General features: G+C 68.4%; 20 protein-coding genes. 13 read left to right on the top strand and 7 right to left on the bottom strand.

The genetic code is table 11. From position 1 onward, the window contains the following. The first annotated feature begins 192 nt into the window (after positions 1–192). The 7 genes from AC30CM_RS12110 (at position 193) to AC30CM_RS12080 (ending at position 7,904) form a co-directional block, all read left to right on the top strand. Positions 193–951 (top strand): type II restriction endonuclease, encoded by a 759-nt coding sequence (locus AC30CM_RS12110; RefSeq protein WP_490117115.1) that lies wholly within the window; start codon positions 193–195, stop codon positions 949–951. A 55-nt stretch (positions 952–1,006) separates the two neighbouring features. Next, positions 1,007–2,068 (top strand): DNA cytosine methyltransferase, encoded by a 1,062-nt coding sequence (locus tag AC30CM_RS12105; protein ID WP_490117114.1) that lies wholly within the window; start codon positions 1,007–1,009, stop codon positions 2,066–2,068. 147 nt (positions 2,069–2,215) lie between these two features. Beyond that, positions 2,216–3,865 (top strand): ABC transporter substrate-binding protein, encoded by a 1,650-nt coding sequence (locus tag AC30CM_RS12100; RefSeq protein WP_490117113.1) that lies wholly within the window; start codon positions 2,216–2,218, stop codon positions 3,863–3,865. Further along, a complete protein-coding gene (locus tag AC30CM_RS12095; RefSeq protein ID WP_490117112.1) occupies positions 3,865–4,902 on the top strand; it encodes an ABC transporter permease in 1,038 nt (345 codons plus the stop codon). The genes AC30CM_RS12100 and AC30CM_RS12095 overlap by 1 nt, the downstream gene beginning before the upstream one ends. A 1-nt stretch (position 4,903) precedes the next feature. Further along, a complete protein-coding gene (locus AC30CM_RS12090; protein ID WP_490117111.1) occupies positions 4,904–5,866 on the top strand; it encodes an ABC transporter permease in 963 nt (320 codons plus the stop codon). Further along, positions 5,863–6,918 carry an ABC transporter ATP-binding protein gene (locus AC30CM_RS12085; RefSeq protein WP_490117110.1) on the top strand — a complete coding sequence of 352 codons (1,056 nt, stop codon included), beginning with the start codon at positions 5,863–5,865 and terminating at the stop codon, positions 6,916–6,918. Before AC30CM_RS12090 ends, AC30CM_RS12085 begins: the two co-directional genes overlap by 4 nt. Further along, the gene (locus AC30CM_RS12080) at positions 6,915–7,904 is read left to right on the top strand and encodes an ABC transporter ATP-binding protein (RefSeq protein ID WP_490117109.1); all 990 of its coding nucleotides are present in this window, start codon (positions 6,915–6,917) and stop codon (positions 7,902–7,904) included. Before AC30CM_RS12085 ends, AC30CM_RS12080 begins: the two co-directional genes overlap by 4 nt. Positions 7,905–7,937: 33 nt before the next feature. On the opposite strand, the gene AC30CM_RS12075 is transcribed toward AC30CM_RS12080, so the two are convergent. Genes AC30CM_RS12075 through AC30CM_RS12065 form a run of 3 tightly spaced genes read right to left on the bottom strand, consistent with a single transcriptional unit; the run spans position 7,938 to position 10,512 of the window. After that, positions 7,938–8,333, bottom strand: a complete 396-nt coding sequence (locus tag AC30CM_RS12075) for a PASTA domain-containing protein (RefSeq protein WP_490117108.1) — start codon at positions 8,331–8,333, stop codon at positions 7,938–7,940. A gap of 1 nt (position 8,334) precedes the next feature. Next, positions 8,335–8,613, bottom strand: a complete 279-nt coding sequence (locus AC30CM_RS12070) for a hypothetical protein (protein ID WP_490117107.1) — start codon at positions 8,611–8,613, stop codon at positions 8,335–8,337. A 57-nt stretch (positions 8,614–8,670) separates the two neighbouring features. Continuing rightward, positions 8,671–10,512, bottom strand: a complete 1,842-nt coding sequence (locus AC30CM_RS12065; RefSeq protein ID WP_490117106.1) for an Hsp70 family protein — start codon at positions 10,510–10,512, stop codon at positions 8,671–8,673. 194 nt (positions 10,513–10,706) lie between these two features. Between AC30CM_RS12065 and AC30CM_RS12060 the strand changes: the two genes are divergently transcribed. After that, entirely contained in the window at positions 10,707–11,174 is a 468-nt protein-coding gene (locus AC30CM_RS12060; protein WP_490117105.1) for a nuclear transport factor 2 family protein, read from the top strand. Positions 11,175–11,185: 11 nt separating this feature from the next. On the opposite strand, the gene AC30CM_RS12055 is transcribed toward AC30CM_RS12060, so the two are convergent. Beyond that, the gene (locus AC30CM_RS12055; protein ID WP_490117104.1) at positions 11,186–11,833 is read right to left on the bottom strand and encodes a L,D-transpeptidase family protein; all 648 of its coding nucleotides are present in this window, start codon (positions 11,831–11,833) and stop codon (positions 11,186–11,188) included. A gap of 92 nt (positions 11,834–11,925) precedes the next feature. On the opposite strand from AC30CM_RS12055, the gene AC30CM_RS12050 reads away from it, so the two are divergent. Next, a complete protein-coding gene (locus AC30CM_RS12050; RefSeq protein WP_490117103.1) occupies positions 11,926–13,410 on the top strand; it encodes a bifunctional phosphatase PAP2/diacylglycerol kinase family protein in 1,485 nt (494 codons plus the stop codon). Here the strand turns inward: AC30CM_RS12050 and AC30CM_RS12045 are convergent. Continuing rightward, entirely contained in the window at positions 13,364–14,047 is a 684-nt protein-coding gene (locus tag AC30CM_RS12045) for a phosphatase PAP2 family protein (RefSeq protein ID WP_490117102.1), read from the bottom strand. The genes AC30CM_RS12050 and AC30CM_RS12045 overlap by 47 nt on opposite strands. A gap of 83 nt (positions 14,048–14,130) precedes the next feature. Between AC30CM_RS12045 and AC30CM_RS12040 the strand changes: the two genes are divergently transcribed. The 4 genes from AC30CM_RS12040 to AC30CM_RS12025 all read left to right on the top strand — a co-directional run bounded on the left by AC30CM_RS12040 (position 14,131) and on the right by AC30CM_RS12025 (position 15,672). Further along, complete coding sequence (locus AC30CM_RS12040) at positions 14,131–14,613, top strand: hypothetical protein (RefSeq protein ID WP_490117101.1); 483 nt, start codon at positions 14,131–14,133, stop codon at positions 14,611–14,613. Positions 14,614–14,778: 165 nt separating this feature from the next. Next, positions 14,779–15,066: a hypothetical protein gene (locus AC30CM_RS12035; RefSeq protein ID WP_490117100.1), complete on the top strand. Its 288-nt coding sequence runs from the start codon at positions 14,779–14,781 to the stop codon at positions 15,064–15,066. Positions 15,067–15,130: 64 nt separating this feature from the next. Continuing rightward, positions 15,131–15,301 carry a CsbD family protein gene (locus tag AC30CM_RS12030; protein WP_490117099.1) on the top strand — a complete coding sequence of 57 codons (171 nt, stop codon included), beginning with the start codon at positions 15,131–15,133 and terminating at the stop codon, positions 15,299–15,301. A gap of 116 nt (positions 15,302–15,417) precedes the next feature. Further along, a complete protein-coding gene (locus tag AC30CM_RS12025; protein WP_490117098.1) occupies positions 15,418–15,672 on the top strand; it encodes a lipopolysaccharide assembly protein LapA domain-containing protein in 255 nt (84 codons plus the stop codon). A 15-nt stretch (positions 15,673–15,687) separates the two neighbouring features. On the opposite strand, the gene AC30CM_RS12020 is transcribed toward AC30CM_RS12025, so the two are convergent. Together AC30CM_RS12020 and AC30CM_RS12015 are read right to left on the bottom strand one after the other, a co-directional pair. Further along, positions 15,688–16,062 carry a YchJ family protein gene (locus AC30CM_RS12020; RefSeq protein WP_490117097.1) on the bottom strand — a complete coding sequence of 125 codons (375 nt, stop codon included), beginning with the start codon at positions 16,060–16,062 and terminating at the stop codon, positions 15,688–15,690. A gap of 65 nt (positions 16,063–16,127) precedes the next feature. Then, a complete protein-coding gene (locus AC30CM_RS12015; RefSeq protein WP_490117143.1) occupies positions 16,128–16,937 on the bottom strand; it encodes an ABC transporter permease in 810 nt (269 codons plus the stop codon). Between the last annotated feature and the right edge of the window lie 11 nt (positions 16,938–16,948).

Here is a 16,948-nt window from a genome sequence, read left to right as displayed (position 1 = left end):
GAGCAACGTCCGGACCGGCGGCCACACGGATCGTCGCAAGATTAGCAATACCATACTGACGGTATTTATAGGTGCTCACCAGCATTTTGTTCACATTGTGTAATACCTGGCTATCGAATTTGCAGCGCTGTCAATGGCCTGCTCGCAGCGCCACGCGGGAGGCGGTCGGATCGTCTGGCAAGCTGCCTATCCGTGGTGCCGGTCGAGGAATGGCTGCGAGAGCAGTGCGCCGATTACGGCTGGGGCCTGGGCGGGGTGTTCCGCAGTCGCGGCGACCACGACTGGCCGCTGGTGGCCACCGATGCCGCCGATCTCGAGGCACAACTCCTCGCAGGCGGCCACATCCTGCCCCTGCCGAAGGAGCCCGCGGCACTGGCCAACGTGCTCGAGGTCGGCATCGTCAGCTTCCTGGTGGACCGGGCCGAGGACCTGGCGGGAGCCACCGCGGCACGCGGCACCGAGCGTGGCTACCCCGACGTCGAGTTCGGCGGCGACGCGTTCGGCGGCGGATTCCACGCCGTCGACATCAAGGTCGCCCGGCGGGCCGTGGGGGCACGGGGAAACCCGCTGGGGCGCACCCAGAGCCGTATCACGCTCTACACCGGCAACACCTACTTCCGGCACCCCAAGATCCTGTTCCCGGGAGTCATGCGCCCCTTCGCCGACTACGCCTCACACCTCGACGTCCTGGGCATCTACACCCTGGACGAGACTCGACCCGGCCGGGTCGCCGACCTCGAGTTGATCGTGCAGCAGCCCTGGCGGATCGCCAGCAGACACCGATCGTCGACCACGCGGGAGTACATCGGGGCGGTGGACAAGATCGCCGACCTCCGCGCGGGGCGCGGAGAGTTCGACACCGAGGCCGACTTCTACGCATATTGGCGCAAGTTCCCGTTCAAGACGGCCCGGGCCGTCGAACTGCTACTGGCCAAGGAACTCGACAAGTAGCCCGCCGCCGCCCGCGTACCCGGATTCGTCGGTGGGTCATGCGATGCTCTTGGCCATGGCGAGCAGCAAGGGAACGGCGATCTCGTTGTTCTCCGGAGCGGGCGGACTGGACCTCGGGGCCGAGACCGCCGGCTTCGACGTGCGCGCCGCCGTGGAGCGCAACCGGGATGCGGCGCTCACCATGGAGAAGAACTTCCCCAAGCTCGCGTCACCGGTGATCCAACGCGACATCCTCGAGACCAGCACCGCGGAGATCCTGCGCGCCGCAGGTCTGCGCAAGGGCCAGCGTCCCGATCTGCTGCTCGGCGGGCCGCCCTGCACCCCGTTCTCCAAGAGCGGCTTCTGGTTGGAGTGGAAGCGGTCGGGCCTGGACCCGGACGCGTCGCTGCTCCAGGAGTACACCCGGGTGCTGCGCGAGGCCCGGCCGCGGGCGTTCGTCCTGGAGAACGTCTATGCGCTCACCTACGACAACCGCGCCAGCAGGCCCGCCCTGCAGCGGCTGCTACGCGAGATCGACGAGGCCGGTTACGCCTACCGGATGGACGTGCTCCACGCCGCGAACTTCGGTGTACCACAAGCCCGTCCACGGCTCTTCATCGTCGGCGCCCCCAAGGGCAGGCCCACCCCGCGGCTGCCAGAACCCACGCACGGTGGCAGGTGGGAACGCCGCTCCACCGGCAACGGCGACCGTCCGTTCGTCACGGCGGGCCAAGCGCTGGCCGGTCTGGTGTGCGATCCCGAACCCGAGGAAGTGCTCCGCGGACAGTACGCGCCCCTGCTGGCCGACATCCCACCGGGCGGCAACTACCTCCACTACACCGCCGAACGCGGTCATCCGGAGCCGAAGTTCGAGTGGCGCAGCCGGTACTGGTCGTTTTTGCTCAAACTCGATCCCGACAAGCCCTCGCCCACCATCCAGGCTCAACCGGGACCCAACGTCGGCCCCTTTCACTGGAGCAACCGGCGGTTGCGCGCCGCAGAGGTCAAACGCCTGTTCACGTTCCCCGACGACTTCGAGTTCGTCGGTACCCGGGCGAGCGTGCAGGCGCAGTTGGGCAACTCCGTTCCACCCCGGCTCGCACACCAAATTTTCGCAGCCGTCAAACATTCGCTGTAGGACCGACATTTCCGGGTGGCGCCCCACCGAATCGGAAAGTTGGACTTGCCAACCGTGAATTTTCGGAAAAGATACGATGCGGCGCCGTTGAAGGGCGTACAGCTTTAGGACATCTGCCGACAGCCAACGGCATCCAAAGGAGACCCAATGAGGACGCTTCGCAAGCTCGCGACGATCGCGTGCGCCACGACCGTGGCCGCCGCCATCGGCGCGTGCGGTGGTGGTAACGATTCGAGTGGGGCGGGAGGGAGCGGCGGCGGCGACATCTCGGTGACGATGACGTCGTTCCCCGACTATGTGGACCCGCAGCTCTCCTACACCGTCGAGGGCTGGGAGACGCTCTACAACGTCTACACGCCGCTGCTGACGTACCGTCACGCCAAGGGCCAGGACGGCACCGAGGTGGTCGCCGCGCTCGCCCAGGACATGCCCGAGATCTCACCCGACGGGCTGACCTACAAGCTCAAGCTGCGCTCCAACATGCGCTATTCCGACGGCACGCCCATCAAGGCCTCCGACTTCACCTACGCCATCAAGCGGCTGTTCAAGGCGAATTCCGGCGGCTCGGTGTTCTTCGAACCCATCGTCGGCGCAAAGGAATACGCTGCCGGCACCGCCAACGAGATCAGCGGCATCGTCACCAATGATGACACCGGTGACATAACCATTACGCTCACCGCACCCAACGGCACGTTCGACAACGTGCTGGGCCTGCCGTTCGCCGCACCCGTGCCCCCGAGCACGCCGTTGGACAAGGACGCCACCAACAATCCGCCACCGGCCAGCGGACCGTTCATGATCACCAATGTCCAAGCCCCGCAGACCATGACGCTGGAGCGCAACCCCAACTTCTCCTCGGTCAAGGACGCCGGCGCCGACGAGGTGGCCGACGCGCAAGTCGACAAGATCACCATCACCCAGAACAAGAGCAATACCGCGCAGGTGACCGACATCGAGCAGAACCGGGTGGACTACATGTCCGATCCGCCCGACGCCGACCGGCTCGCAGAGGTCAAGTCACGGTACGGCGATCGCTTCCGCATGGAGGACTCGATCAACACGTACTACTTCTGGATGAACACCCAGACCGCGCCGTTCAACGACGTGCGGGTGCGTCAGGCCGTGAACTACGCCATCGACCCCGAGGCCCTCAACCGGGTGTTCGGTGGCCGGCTGCACCCGTCGCAGCAGATCCTGCCGCCCGGCATGCCCGGCTACGAGGAGTTCAAGCTCTACCCCGGCCCCGACATGGAGAAGGCGAAAGCTCTCATCGCCCAAGCCAACCCGGCCGATCGTGACATCACCGTGTGGACCGACGACGAGCCCGATCGCAAGCGGATCGGCGAGTACTACCACGACGTGCTGACCCAGCTCGGCTTCAACGCCACGCTCAAGGTCATCTCCGGCGACGTCTACTGGGCCACCATCGGCAACCAGTCCACGCCCGACCTCGACACCGGCTTCGCGGACTGGTTCCAGGACTTCCCGCACCCGGACGACTTCTTCCGTCCGCTGCTCAACGGGGCGAGCATCCTGCCCACCAACGGCAACAACTTCTCCCGCGCCGCCCTGGGTGACCTCGACGCCAAGATGAACGAGCTGCGCACCAAGCAGCTCGACGATCCCGGCGTGAAGGAGGCCTACGCCGCGCTGGATCGCGCCTACATGGAGCAAGCGGTGTGGGCCCCGTACGGCAACGAGGAGTTCACGACGTTCCTGTCGGAACGGATGGACTTCGACGAGAGCTATCGTCATCTGCTGTTCAACCAGGACTTCAGCTCCTTCAAGCTCAAGTAATGGCAGCCCCTTTCACCGAGGTGGAGGTAGCGGACGAACCGCCGCGCCCCACCGGAGTTCCCGCGGCCGAGATCCAGGGGCGCAGCCCCTGGTATCTCGCCTGGATTCGCCTGCGACGCAACAAGGTCAGCCTGGCGTTCGGGGTGTTGTTCATCCTGATCGTGCTGCTGTGCCTGGCCGCGCCGCTGTGGGCCGACCACGTCGCGCACACCACGCCGGACGCCAACCACATCACCGACACCATCGACGTCGACGGCCAGGCCGTCGACATCGTGTCGCCCGACGGCACCCCGATCGGGCCGGGCCTGCGCGGCCAGTACCTGCTGGGCGCCGACCAGAACGGTCGCGACGTCATGGTGCGGCTGCTCTACGGCGGACGGACGTCCATCTTCATCGGCGTGGCGTCCGCGGCGATCACCACGGTGATCGCGGTGGTCGTCGGCTTGCTCTGCGGTTTCTACCGCGGGTGGATCGACGCCATCCTGTCGCGAGCGATGGACGTGGTCTGGGCATTTCCCGTGCTGTTGCTCGGCATCGCGCTCGGCACCGCCCTGGCCGTCGGCGGGCTCGACGTGGGGTTCGTCGTCATCGCCGGTGACTCCCTGTGGATCCCGATCCTCATCATCGGTTTGGTGTACGTGCCCTACATGGCCCGACCGATCCGTGGCGAGGTACTGGCCCTGCGCGAGAAGGAGTTCGTCGAGGCTGCCGTCGCCCAGGGCAAGGGTCCGGTGCGCATCATGGTCACCGAACTGCTGCCCAACGTCGTCTCCACGATCATCGTGTTCTTCACGCTGAACATCGCCAACGACATGCTGCTGGAATCGGCGTTGAGCTTCCTCGGCGCCGGCGTGCGGCCACCGAGCGCGTCGTGGGGCACGATGATCGCCGACGGGTATCAGACGATCTACACGGCACCGCACCTGACCATCGTCCCCGGCTTGATGATCGTGCTGACGGTGTTGTCGCTGAACGTATTCGGCGACGGTCTTCGCGATGCCCTGGACCCCCGGGCCAAGATCCGGTTGGAGCACTGACATGGTTCGTTTCGTCGCCCGGCGAGTGACCGGGATGATCGCAGTGCTGTTCGCGATATCGGTGATCGTGTTCCTGATCTTCAACGTGATCCCGAACTCGAACCCCGCGATCCGCATTGCGGGCAAGAACGCCAATCCGGAGCTGATCGCCAGGGTCAGTGCGGATCTCGGGCTGGATCAGCCGCTGCCCATCCAGTATCTGACGCTGATGCGCAAGATCTTCACCGGGCAGCTGACGTCCTATGCGAGTTCGCAGAACGTCACCGAGCAGATCTGGCGCGGCCTGCCCGCGACGCTGTCGCTCACCGTGGGTGCGGCGGTGCTGTGGATGGTGCTGGCCGTGGTCTTCGGCTACTTCAGCGCCATCCACGCCGGCCGGTTCACCGACCGGGCGCTGACCATCCTGTCGCTGGTGGGCATCTCGATGCCGGTGTTCTGGCTGGCCGCCATCCTGCTGTACTTCTTCACGTTCAAGGTCGAACTGTTTCCCACCAGCAGTTACGTGCCGCTGACCGTCGACCCGCTGAAGTGGTTCACCCACCTCATCCTGCCGTGGTTGACCCTCGCGGTGCTCTACGTCGGGTTCTACAGTCGAGTGCTGCGTTCCAACATGCTCGACGTGATGAACGAGGATTACGTCCGCACGGCGCGCGCCAAGGGCATCCCCGAGCGGCAGGTGCGCATCCGACACGTGTTGCGCAACTCGATGATTCCGATCGTCACGCTGTTCGGCCTGGACTTCGGGGCAGTGGTCGGCGGCGGGGCGATCCTCACCGAGACCGTCTTCAACATCAACGGCGTGGGACTCTACGCGGGCCGCGCCATCGGCAGCCTGGACCTGCCACCGCTGATGGGCGTCACCATGTTCGGCGCGTTCTTCATCGTGCTCTTCAACACGATCGTCGACATCCTCTATGCGGTGTTGGATCCGCGCATCCGCCTGGGCGAAGGGGCACACGCATGAGCCGGTCGGTGGAAGACCACCAGGGAGTCCGTTCGGACGCCGCTCACCGGGGGATCCTGTCCGTCGAGGACCTGCGGGTCTCGTTCGCCACCGACGGCGGCATCGTGCATGCCGTCGACGGGGTGTCGTTCGACCTGGCCGCCGGCGAGATCCTGGCCGTGGTCGGGGAATCCGGTTCCGGAAAGAGCGTCACCGCGCAGACCGTGCTCGGACTGACGAGGGCGCCGAACGCGACGATCACCGGTGCGGTCCGCTTCGACGGACACGACCTCACCACGCTCGACGACGCCGGCCTACGGGAGATCCGGGGGCGGCGGATCGCGATGATCTTCCAGGATCCGATGACGTCGCTGAATCCGGTGTACCGGGTGGGCGATCAGATCGTGGAGATGATCCGGGCGCACCAGGACGTGTCCAAGGCCCAGGCGCGGCAGCGCGCGGTCGAATTGCTGACCGCCGTCGGCATTCCCAATCCGGAGCGACGCGCACGGCACTACCCCCACGAGTTCTCCGGCGGCATGCGCCAACGCGTGATGATCGCGATGGCCCTGGCGCTGGAACCCGACGTCCTGATCGCCGACGAGCCCACCACCGCGCTCGACGTGACGGTGCAGGCGCAGATCCTGCGGCTGCTGGCCCGGCTCAACGCCGAACGGGGGCTCGCGGTCATCCTGATCACCCACGATCTGGGCGTCGTGGCCGAGATCGCCGATCGGGTGGTGGTGATGTACGCCGGTCAGATCGTGGAGGACACCACGCTGGAGGGGGCGTTCTACGATCCGCAGCATCCCTACACGTGGGGTCTGCTGGGATCCATCGCGCGACTCGACGACGACCGCCCCGCTCGGCTCGCCCAGATCGCCGGTGCACCACCGTCGTTGCTCAATCCGCCCACGGGCTGCCGGTTCGCCCCACGCTGCCCCCACGAGTTCGACCGGTGCAGCGAACCACCCCCACTCGACGGCGATCGGTGCTGGCTCACGCCGGAGGACAAACGCCGGTTGCGCACCGTCGACGGGCGCATCGGACTGCGAAAGGCGGTGCCGTCATGAGCGATGCGTTGCTCGAGGTGACCGATCTGGTGAAGCACTTCCCCATCAAGTCGGGCGTCGTGGTGGATCGGGAGTCGGGTCGCGTCAAGGCAGTCGACGGCGTCAGCCTGACCATCGGGGCCGGCGAGACCGTGGGCCTGGTCGGTGAATCCGGCTGTGGCAAGTCGACGCTGAGCCGGACCATCATGCAACTCACGCCGCCGACCTCGGGTTCGGTGCGCTTCGAAGGCCAGGAGCTGGTGGGCCTGTCTCGTCGCGGCATGCGCCCCATGCGTCGGCAGATGCAGATGATCTTCCAGGATCCCTATGCCTCGCTGAACCCGCGCAAGCGCGTCGGCCAGATCATCGGCGAACCCATGGAGTTGCACGGCATCGCCTCGGGACGCGACGTCACCGCCCGGGTCCGGGACCTCCTGGATCGGGTGGGCCTGCAGCCCGAGCACGCCGAGCGCTATCCACACGAGTTCTCCGGAGGTCAGCGGCAGCGCATCGGCATCGCCCGTGCGCTCGGGCTGCGTCCCAAGCTCATCATCGCCGACGAGCCGGTGTCGGCGCTCGACGTCTCGGTGCAGGCGCAGATCATCAACCTGCTCAAGGACCTTCAGGCCGAGTTCGGTCTGGCCTACCTGTTCGTCGCGCACGATCTGGGGGTCGTGCGGCACGTGTCGGACCGGGTGGCGGTGATGTACCTCGGCCGCATCGTCGAGATGTCGAGTGCGGGGGCGCTGTACGAACATCCCCTGCACCCCTATTCGAAGGCGCTGCTGTCGGCGGTACCCATCCCGGATCCGCGGCTGAACGCCCAGCGGGAGCGGCTGGTGCTCGAGGGTGACGTGCCCAGCCCCATCGACCCGCCGCCCGGCTGCCACTTCCACACCCGGTGCCCCTGGGCCACCGACGTCTGCCGCGGCGACGACCCCCGGCTGCGGGAGCTGGCGACCGCTCACGTCGCGGCCTGCCACCACCCCCGCTGGGAGGACGACTGACCCCGGGGACACGGCGGTCCTAGGAGGACGTGACTAGGAGGAGCCCTCCTGCTTGGCCTTGGCTGCCTGTGCCGCGGCCACGATGGCCTTGGCCTCGGGGCTCGCCGCCGAGTAACCCGGAGTGGTCGCCGATGCCGGCGCCGCGTCGCAGTTCAGCGACACCAGAGCCTCCTTGGTCGAGGATCCCGAGCTGTTCTCCGGCGCCGCCTCGGTGCGCTGTTGCACGTTGGAGACCAGGCAGTTGCTCCAGTCCTTGCGGTCTCCGACGGTGGTGACGACCACCGGCGTCAGGCCCGCCTGACTGATGGCGGTCTTCGCGTCGGAGTACTTCTGGCCGGTCACGTCCGGGGTCGAGGCGTAGGCGATCCCTTGACCCAGACCCGCGGTCAGGGCGGCGGCGGCGAGCACGCCGATGGCGAGCCGTCGCACGTCAGTGCGCCTTGATCGCGGGGGTCGCCTTTTCCACCTCTGGCGTCGGCAGCGGCGTGGTCCACGTCGCGGTGGCCCCCAAGTTGGCCGCGCCGACGACGGGCTGCACGTACTGCTCGTTCGTGGCGCCATGGCCCGAACCCGCGAGCACGCTGGGACCGTCAGACGTGTTCGCGCCGTAGTGAATTCCCAGTACTGCCAGTCCGGCGACGGCGCACGCACCCATTACGGCGAGTAGCCGAGCGTTGCCGCGGTCCGGCTGGGTCTCTTCGCTCTTCATGGTGACCAATGGTGAGGTCAATCCCGCCGGAAGCGCTGCCACCGAGCTGTGAGGTTGCTAGTAAGGGAATTGCGGCGGCTGCTGATACACCGGAGGCTGTTGGTAGTACGGCGGCTGCTGATACACCGGAGGCTGCTGATAGTACGGCGGCTGCTGATACACCGGTGGCGCGCTCGACGTCGACGGCACCTGGATGGGGATGGGTACCGGCACGAACGGCACCGTGAGGTAACTCGTCGTCATCACCGGACCCTCGGGGGTCGTGGTGGTCGTGGTCGTCTCGGCCGGCGGCGTGGTGGTCGGGGTCGTGGTCGGGGTGGTCGGGGTCGTGGTCGGGGTCGTGGTCGGAGCGACGGTCGTGGTCGTGGTGGTCACCGGCGCGGGCCGTTCCACCGTGACGGTCGGCGGCGGAGCCTCGCTGGTGACGGTCACGGTCTGCGGGGGTGCCTGCGTGGCGGGCTGAGGCGGAGGCGCCGTGGTCGGCGGCGGGGCCGCGGGCTGCGTGGACGGCAGCGTCGAGGTGACGGGCGCCGGCGCGGCAGGAGGAGACGTGGGACGGGTGTCCTCGGACGAACTCGTCAAGGCGATCGCGACGCCCCCGACGGCCACCAGCGCCACCGCCGCCGACACGCCGAACACCACGAGCGGCAGGCGTTGCCATGCGCCGCCTCGGGCCACGGGTTCGGCGGGCGGCACGTACTCGGCCACCGCACGCGTGGTGCTGGCGTCGTAGGCGTCATCGAAGGAACTGACATCGTAGGAACCGCCGTACGGGGAACCGCCGTACTCGCCCGCGAAGGGCAGCACGCCGTCGTCACCGGCCTCGTCCTGGGACCACGCAAGCGCGCGAAACGTCGCCGATCCCGGTTCGGCGTCGCTGATCACCTCGGTGATCGCGGGTACCTGAGCCATGCCCGTCGCGGCGTCGGAATCGGCTGCGTGGGCGGCGAATACGGCAGCGCCGAGCGCCGCGTCCAACGCCGGTGCGGCGCTGACGAGCACGGGTGCCGAGCCGTGCTCGGCGAGACGCCGGGCGACCAACGGGATGCCGGCACCGCCGCCGACGGCAGCGATCGACGAAACATCGTCAGCGGCAACGTGATTGCGCCGCAGCAGATCGTCCAGCTCGGACAGTACCGCGTCCAGCGGTACGGCCAGTAGGGGGTCGAGATGCTCGCGGGTCACCGTCACCACCGAACGATGACCCGGCAACTCGACGGTGACGTCGGCCGAATCGTGGGTCGACAGCGTCTCCTTGGCGCGGCGACACTCGTCGCGCAGCAGCGTCAACGAGCCCACCGCGACGGTCCCCGCGGGGTCCACGCCGCCTGCCGCGCCGACGTGGTCGAGAACGTGGGTCACCAGCGCCTGGTCGATCTGGGCTCCGGCGAAGTCCGGGACGCGGCGCGTCTCGATGGGTTCGAACGCCGCCGCGGCATCGGCGAGCGTGATCGTGGTTCCGCCACCACCGAGATCCACCAGCACCGTCACCCCGTGCGTCGGCAATCCGGGACCGGCGTGCAACGCGGTCAGCGCGGTGACCGCATCCGAGACCAGCCGAGTCGACGTTCCGCCCAGACCCGTACTGGCCCGCACGGCATTGCGCAGTGACCGCAACGTCGCACCGTTCCAGTGGGCGGGGACGGCGATCGCGATCTGCTCGGCGGTCTCCTCGGCCCCCTCGACGAGCTCCTCCAGCAGGGCGACCAGGAGATCGTCGGCACGGTGGGCCGTGCCGTCGGCCGCCACCAGCGGGACCGGATCTCCGACGCGTTCGACGAAGCCCCCGAGTTCGCGTCCGGACACGGTGAGCACGGATGGTCGGGTGACGGGCGGGTTGCCGACGCGAGCCGCAACCATGTTCGTGGTCCCGATCGACAACCCCAAGGGGTCGCTCATAACGGACCCCACCATAACGCGGATGCGCGGCCGGCCCCGGTGCGGACACACCGCCCCCACCCGATCGTCATGCGACCAACAGCGTTCTCACATCGCGCATTTGCGTCGGTGGTCGACATCTGGACCGTTGACCCGCTGGTCAATTGGCGTCGAACCCCCATCGCGGGTGCGGCCGTTGTGCTGCAATGACCGCCATGGGTGACATCGACGAGATCCAGCAAGTCAAGTACCGGTACCTGCGCGCACTCGACACCAAGCATTGGGACGACTTCGCCGACACCCTCACCGAGGACATCGTCGGTGACTACGGCAGCTCGCTGGGCGAGGAACACCACTTCACCGACCGCGACACGCTGGTGGAGTTCATGCGCACCTCGATGCCCGCGAGCATCCTCACCGAGCACCGCGTCACGCATCCGGAGATCACGGTCGACGGCGACGAGGCCACGGGGATCTGGTACCTGCAGGACCGGGTGATCGCACCGGACTTCGACTTCATGCTCTACGGCGCGGCGTTCTACACCGACCGCTACCGGCGGACGCCCGACGGCTGGCGCATCAGCGCCACCGGCTACCAGCGCACCTACGAGGTCACCATGTCGACCGCGTCGATCACGAACTTCACCGTGCACCCCGGCACGGCCCTGGCCACCCACGGCTGACCTACCCGGCCCTACTCGGCGACGGCGATCACGGCGCCGGGACGCAGCCATTGGATGAGCTTCACCACCATGGCGTCGTCGATGGCGATGCACCCCGCCGTCGGGCTGCCGTCGGAACCGTGCACGAAGAACGCGCTGCCCGCCCCGGGCGTGCGCTCCTTGTTCACCCCCATGACGATCGCGTGCGCGTACGGGGCGATGTCCAGGTTCTCGGTGGCGCCGGACGTGCGGAACGGGCACTGCGACCGCTCGCAGACCTGCATGGTGTTGTAGGTCGGGCTGTCGACGTCGCCGTCCCACCAGTGATCGGGCCCCACCTGGACGTAGGGCAGGGCGCCCCCGGGATTGGGTTGCGTACCGAAGGCGTAGTCGAGGCCGTAGACGCCCATCGGCGTCTTCATCGAGCCCTCGAAGTGATCGGCCGACATCCCGCGTGCCCCGATCTTGGCGGGAATGCCGGCGCCCACGGCCTGCCAACCGGCGGAGGTGCGCTCGTAGACGTCCATCTTGGCGTCGGTGTCGCCAACGCCCACAACGGAAATCACCTGAGTCGCGGGACCCACCCGGCCCTCGAACCACGGTCGCAGTTCGGCGTGCGCGGCCGGGGCGCACAGCAGGGTCAGCAGCGCGACGCCCAGCGTGGTGAGGAGTCGGCGCACGCCCTCCATCGTCGGTAGCGGACCCGGGCCGGGTCAATCAAGGAGCGGACACGATCCGGTAACCAAGAGCGCAGCCCGTAGGGTTGGTCGGCATGACACCGTGGCGCAGTCGTCGGGGCCTACGACAGATCGGCCAGGGGCTCGGCACCTTGGATCGCGAGATCTTCGAGGCCGTCGCAGGGTCGCCGAGTCCGCTGCTGGACACCGCCATGCCCCGGCTGACCAGGGCCGCCGACCATTCGAAGCTGTGGTTCGCCATCGCCGCCGGCCTCGGCACGGTCGGCACGCCCGCCATCCGACGCGGCGCTGCCCGCGGCGTGATCACGCTGGCGTTCACCAGCCTGCTCACCAACCAGGTCGCCAAGCGGGTGTGGGTGCGGCCCCGCCCGAACTTCGCGAACGTGCCGCTGGTGCGGCGGTCGCGTCGCATGCCCACGTCCAACTCGCTGCCGTCGGGGCATTCGGCGAGCGCGGCGGCGTTCGCCGTCGGCGTCGGCCTGGAGAGCCCGTCCACCGGGTTGGGCCTGTCGCTGCTGGCGGGCCTGGTCGGGCTGTCGCGCGTCGCGACGGGCGCGCACTACCCCGGCGACGTGCTCGCGGGCTTCGGCATCGGCGCCGCGATCGCCGTGGTGGGTGGCCGCATCGTGCCGCCCGTCGTCGAGGTCCGTACGGCCACCTCGCAACCGCTCTACGTCGACACCCCCAAGCGGCCCGACGGCGAGGGCGTCGTCCTGGTGATCAACCCGGCCTCGGGCAGCGGCACCGGCGCCCGCGTCATCGACGAGGTGCGAGAAGCGTTGCCCGCCATGGAAATCGTGGAACTCGACGGCGACGCCGACCCGGTGGAGATCATGCGGGACGCCGCGAGCCGCGCCCAGGTGCTCGCCGTCGGAGGTGGCGACGGCACCGTGTCGGCCGCGGCCGGGGTGGCCGTGGCAGCCGGTGTGCCGCTCGCCGTGTTCCCGGCGGGGACGTTCAACCACTTCGCCAAGGACATCGGCTGCGACACCGTCGCGCGCACCGTGGCGGCGATCCGCGAAGGCACCGTGGCGTGCGTGGACGTCGTGCGCCTCAACGAGACCGGAACCGTGATCAACACCGCGAGCATCGGCGCCTATCCCGCCTTCGTCCGCACGCGGGAGAAGCTCGAGAAACGGATCGGCAAGCCGCTCGCCGGCGCGTACGCGCTGTTCCACACGCTGCGTCGCGACGCGCCGGTGCGCATCTGCTACGACAATCGGGAACTGCAGACCTCGCTGTTCTTCCTCGGCAACTCGGTGTACCTGCCGTCGGGATTCGCCCCGTCGCGTCGCGGCAGGCTGGACGACGGGTTGATCGACGTCCGCATCCTGGAGACCGGAAAACCCTTGGCCCGGCTGCGGATCCTCACCTCGCTGATCCTCGGCCGGCTGGTGCGCAGCCCGCTCTATCACGAACTGCGCGTACCGCAGTTCAGCTTCCGGTCACTGGACGGACCGACGCCGCTGGCGCACGACGGCGAGGTGGAGATGATGCTCGAGGAGGCCAGCTTCAGCGTGCACTACCGCGGCCTTCCGGTATTCGGACCGATTCGCTGACCTGCCGCTCGAAGGCATCCGGCCGCAGGACCAGCAGCCACCCGGCGAACCACACGAAGCCCAGCGCCCATCCCGCGACCACGTCGGACGCGTGGTGCACGTTGAGCGCCACCCGCCCCACTCCGACGAGCACGATCACCGCGATGCCCAGCGCCAGCCACCACGGCCGCCAGCGCGCCGCCGCGTATGGCAGCAGCACCGCCGTCAACGCCAGCACGCAGGACATGGCCCCCAACGCATGCCCCGACGGAAACGACGACGACGACGCCGACACCATGGCCGTACCCGGCCGCGGCCGATCGGCCAACTGCTTGGCGCCCTCGGTGAGCAGCCCGGACAGCACCGCGACGACGATCAGGAACCACCCGATGCGGTGCCGTCTGCGGACGAACGCGTAGACGGCCACGCCCAGGGCGACGACGCGCAGGACGAACGGCGAGAACACCGTGCACAGCGCGTCCCACGAACCGATCCACACGCCGCTGTCGACGCCGACGTGATGCGCGGCCGCCAGCGTGGAGTCGTCGACGTCGGTGACCCACGACCACGATGCCGCCCAGCCCAGCCACGCCGCCACGTAGACCACCGCGGCGACACACATCGCGGCGACCAGCGGCCAGGTCTTGCCTCGTCCCATCCGACCACGGTAGCGAGCAAAGCTCCGTCGGCGGTGACGAACGAATCCGAACATGCTGCGAGCCGGAGCGCTACCGTGCAGCCATGGCAGTGATCCTGCGCAAGCTGATCGGCATCGGGCAGTTGCCCGACGACATGCGCGCCGGCCTGGCGTCCGAGGGCATCGTCCACCTCGCCGAGTCCGTCCCGGTGACCTTCCGGTTCTCCGGTCGGGTGCCCGGCAAGACCGCCAAGGGCAACCTGCGCAGCTACGTCGGGGCGCTGGTCATCACCGACGCCCGGGTGCTCGCCACCCTGTCGTCGGCGCCGAAGAAGGCGGTTCGCGCGGTCGACCACCGCTGGTCCGATCCGGCCGGCTCGATGGTGACGGGCACCCTCGACGCCTCCGGGTTGACACTGGACGTCCCGGACATCTCCGAGGTGGATCCGACGTTCTCGGGCGGCCTCTCGCTGCACTTCAAGTCACCGTTGTCCGAGGACGTGCTGGCGCGCGTGCCGCAGCGGCAGTTCACCGTCGACGTCCCGCCCCGGTTCGTCTACTCGGCGTGCGGAGTGCCGCGCAGCTGACGTGTGCCGCCGGCCGTCGGGCCGGGCGGTGGAAACCCACCCTCCTGGGTACAGGACCCGTGGCGTAGATCACGGCAAACCGATGTTCGGTTTCCGCCGCTGGTCCCGTCTCCATTGGCAACGGCATCGGTTCCGCGGCGCGGGGCCCGGCGAGGAGGTAACTCGATGAGCGAGGTCTCAGACGTTCTCGGCAACGAGGACGAGCGTGTCACGACCGCCGTGCGGCGGGCCTACTCCAAGGGCGAGCCGACGCCGGGCGGCGCCGCCCATTCGGGGGCGCGCTCGGGCAGGACTCCCGTGTTCTGCGTAGCCGGTGCGGTCGCCGCCCTGGGCGTGGGTTGGCTGGCGTGGCGCATCGCCAAGGCGTCGGTCAAGCGTCACCCGGCCGTCCGGGCGGCACGTCTCGGCGTGCACGTCGTCCGCGACCACCGTGGGCAGTCCGGCCCGCGTTAGCCGTCGGGTGCCGTCCGGCACCCGGATCGCAAGGAAATCGAAAACAGGAGAAAGGAATCACATCATGGGCATCGTCGACAAGGCCAAGAACGCCGCCGAGGACGCGCTGGGCAAGGTCAAGGAGACCGTCGGTGACATCACCGGCAACGACGACCTCAAGGCCGAGGGCCAGAAGGACCAGGGCGTCTCGGGCGTCAAGAAGGTCGGCGAGAACATCAAGGACAAGCTGAGCTGATCCGCCGACGTCGGCCGCGTCCCCGACATCCGGGGGCGCGGCCGCGCTCTCCCATGACCACCAACATCCCCATGGACATCCCCATGGACATCCCCATCCGAACGAAAGGTCCTCCCATGACGCAGCTCACGCCCGAGCGAAAGCCCACCCGCGGCGGCTTCGCCGCCAAGTTCTCCCTCGTCGTGGCCGCGGTGCTCGCGGTCGCATTGGTGATCTTCGTGTTGCAGAACACGATTCACACCAAGATCAACTTCATCGGCTGGAGTTTCGATCTCGCCCAAGGCGTCTCGCTACTCGGTGCCGCCGTCGTTGGCGCGGTGATCGCGCTCGTCGTCAGCGCCGCGATCCGCCTGCGTCGCGCGGTGCGCTGACCCGCACCACCACCGCTACGGGTACTGCGTCCCGTCGACGTACACCCAGCGGTTCCCGCGCCGGACGAAGCTGCTGCGCTCCCGCAGCACGCCCTCACCGTCCGGCGCGCGGAAGTGCGCGACGAACTCCACCTCACCCTGCTCGTCGTCCATCCCGCCGGCCACTACGTCGGTCACCTGCAATCCCGTCCACGTCAGGTCGGGCTCGAGGGTGACGTCGTCAGGCCGGGTGCGTGGATGCCAGGTGCGGAAGAGATAGTCCGCCATGCCCTTGGCGTAGGCGCTGTAGCGGGCCCGCATCACCTGTTCGGCGCGCTGCGCCTCCACCGTCCCGTCGTGCAGGGGCTCGCAGCACGAGGAGTAGTCGACACCGCTTCCACAGGGACACATCGTGGCATCGTAACCGTCGATTCGTGGAGTCTCCGTCGCGCTGAGCGCAACGGAAACTCCACGAATCACCCACGACGCGACGAGAGCAGGCGCCGCGTCAGCACGTCCAGCAGATAACCGATGGCGCCGATCACCACGATCACCGCCACCACCTGGTCGTAGGCCAGCTGGTCGCGGGCGTTGAGGATCTGATAGCCCAAACCCGAACGCACACCCAGCATCTCGGCGGGCACCAGCACGATCCAGGAGATTCCCACGGCCAGCCGCAGCCCGGTCTGCACGTGTCCGCGAATGGCGGGCAGCACCACGGCGGTGAGCAGCTCACGGCGTGTGGCGTGGAACGTGCGCGCCACGTCGAGGTGGCCGGGATCGATGGCCCGGACGCCGGCCACGGTGTTCAGCACTACGGGCCACACCGCGGCGGCCGCGATCAGGAAGATCACCGGCTGATTGCCGATGCCGAACACCGCCACGGCGATCGGCGTCCACGACAGTGGCGAGATCATCCGGAGGAACTGCACCACCGGGGTCGCGGCGCGCTCGGCCCACACGCTCAGGCCCAGCAGCAGGCCGATCGGAATGCCGAGCACCGCCGCGACCAGCAACCCGATGAGCAGGCGGTAGACGCTGACCCCCGCATCCGGCAGCAGGACACCGCGCTCGAACAGCCCGACCAGCGCGGGTCCGACGTGCTGCGGCGCGGTCTGGCGCAACAGCGAGTCGGGTGCGCTGAGCACGGCGGTGCCGAGCCACCACAGCGCCACGGTCACGGCGACGGCCGCCAGCGGCGGCCAGATGCGCCGCCACCGCGCGACGAGCGGGCGGCCGTCATCGCCCGTGGTGGTCTCGGCCGAGGACGTGAGGGTCGCGGTCATCCGGGTCTCGG

Source organism: Mycobacterium sp. DHQP2018-32-09, from assembly GCF_058148405.1.
The sequence above is the reverse complement of the archived record's forward strand: the minus strand, read 5'-3'. Positions and strand labels throughout refer to the sequence as shown.

What these genes read in the sequence shown, in the direction of transcription:
- AC30CM_RS12105 (WP_490117114.1), top strand. Translation starts at nt 1,007, where the DNA reads ATGGCGAGCAGCAAGGGAACGGCGATCTCGTTGTTCTCCGGAGCGGGC.
- AC30CM_RS12100 (WP_490117113.1), top strand. Translation starts at nt 2,216, where the DNA reads ATGAGGACGCTTCGCAAGCTCGCGACGATCGCGTGCGCCACGACCGTG.
- AC30CM_RS12095 (WP_490117112.1), top strand. Translation starts at nt 3,865, where the DNA reads ATGGCAGCCCCTTTCACCGAGGTGGAGGTAGCGGACGAACCGCCGCGC.
- AC30CM_RS12090 (WP_490117111.1), top strand. Translation starts at nt 4,904, where the DNA reads ATGGTTCGTTTCGTCGCCCGGCGAGTGACCGGGATGATCGCAGTGCTG.
- AC30CM_RS12085 (WP_490117110.1), top strand. Translation starts at nt 5,863, where the DNA reads ATGAGCCGGTCGGTGGAAGACCACCAGGGAGTCCGTTCGGACGCCGCT.
- AC30CM_RS12080 (WP_490117109.1), top strand. Translation starts at nt 6,915, where the DNA reads ATGAGCGATGCGTTGCTCGAGGTGACCGATCTGGTGAAGCACTTCCCC.
- AC30CM_RS12070 (WP_490117107.1), bottom strand. Translation starts at nt 8,613, where the DNA reads ATGAAGAGCGAAGAGACCCAGCCGGACCGCGGCAACGCTCGGCTACTC.
- AC30CM_RS12065 (WP_490117106.1), bottom strand. Translation starts at nt 10,512, where the DNA reads ATGAGCGACCCCTTGGGGTTGTCGATCGGGACCACGAACATGGTTGCG.
- AC30CM_RS12060 (WP_490117105.1), top strand. Translation starts at nt 10,707, where the DNA reads ATGGGTGACATCGACGAGATCCAGCAAGTCAAGTACCGGTACCTGCGC.
- AC30CM_RS12050 (WP_490117103.1), top strand. Translation starts at nt 11,926, where the DNA reads ATGACACCGTGGCGCAGTCGTCGGGGCCTACGACAGATCGGCCAGGGG.
- AC30CM_RS12045 (WP_490117102.1), bottom strand. Translation starts at nt 14,047, where the DNA reads ATGGGACGAGGCAAGACCTGGCCGCTGGTCGCCGCGATGTGTGTCGCC.
- AC30CM_RS12040 (WP_490117101.1), top strand. Translation starts at nt 14,131, where the DNA reads ATGGCAGTGATCCTGCGCAAGCTGATCGGCATCGGGCAGTTGCCCGAC.
- AC30CM_RS12035 (WP_490117100.1), top strand. Translation starts at nt 14,779, where the DNA reads ATGAGCGAGGTCTCAGACGTTCTCGGCAACGAGGACGAGCGTGTCACG.
- AC30CM_RS12030 (WP_490117099.1), top strand. Translation starts at nt 15,131, where the DNA reads ATGGGCATCGTCGACAAGGCCAAGAACGCCGCCGAGGACGCGCTGGGC.
- AC30CM_RS12025 (WP_490117098.1), top strand. Translation starts at nt 15,418, where the DNA reads ATGACGCAGCTCACGCCCGAGCGAAAGCCCACCCGCGGCGGCTTCGCC.
- AC30CM_RS12020 (WP_490117097.1), bottom strand. Translation starts at nt 16,062, where the DNA reads ATGTGTCCCTGTGGAAGCGGTGTCGACTACTCCTCGTGCTGCGAGCCC.
- AC30CM_RS12015 (WP_490117143.1), bottom strand. Translation starts at nt 16,937, where the DNA reads ATGACCGCGACCCTCACGTCCTCGGCCGAGACCACCACGGGCGATGAC.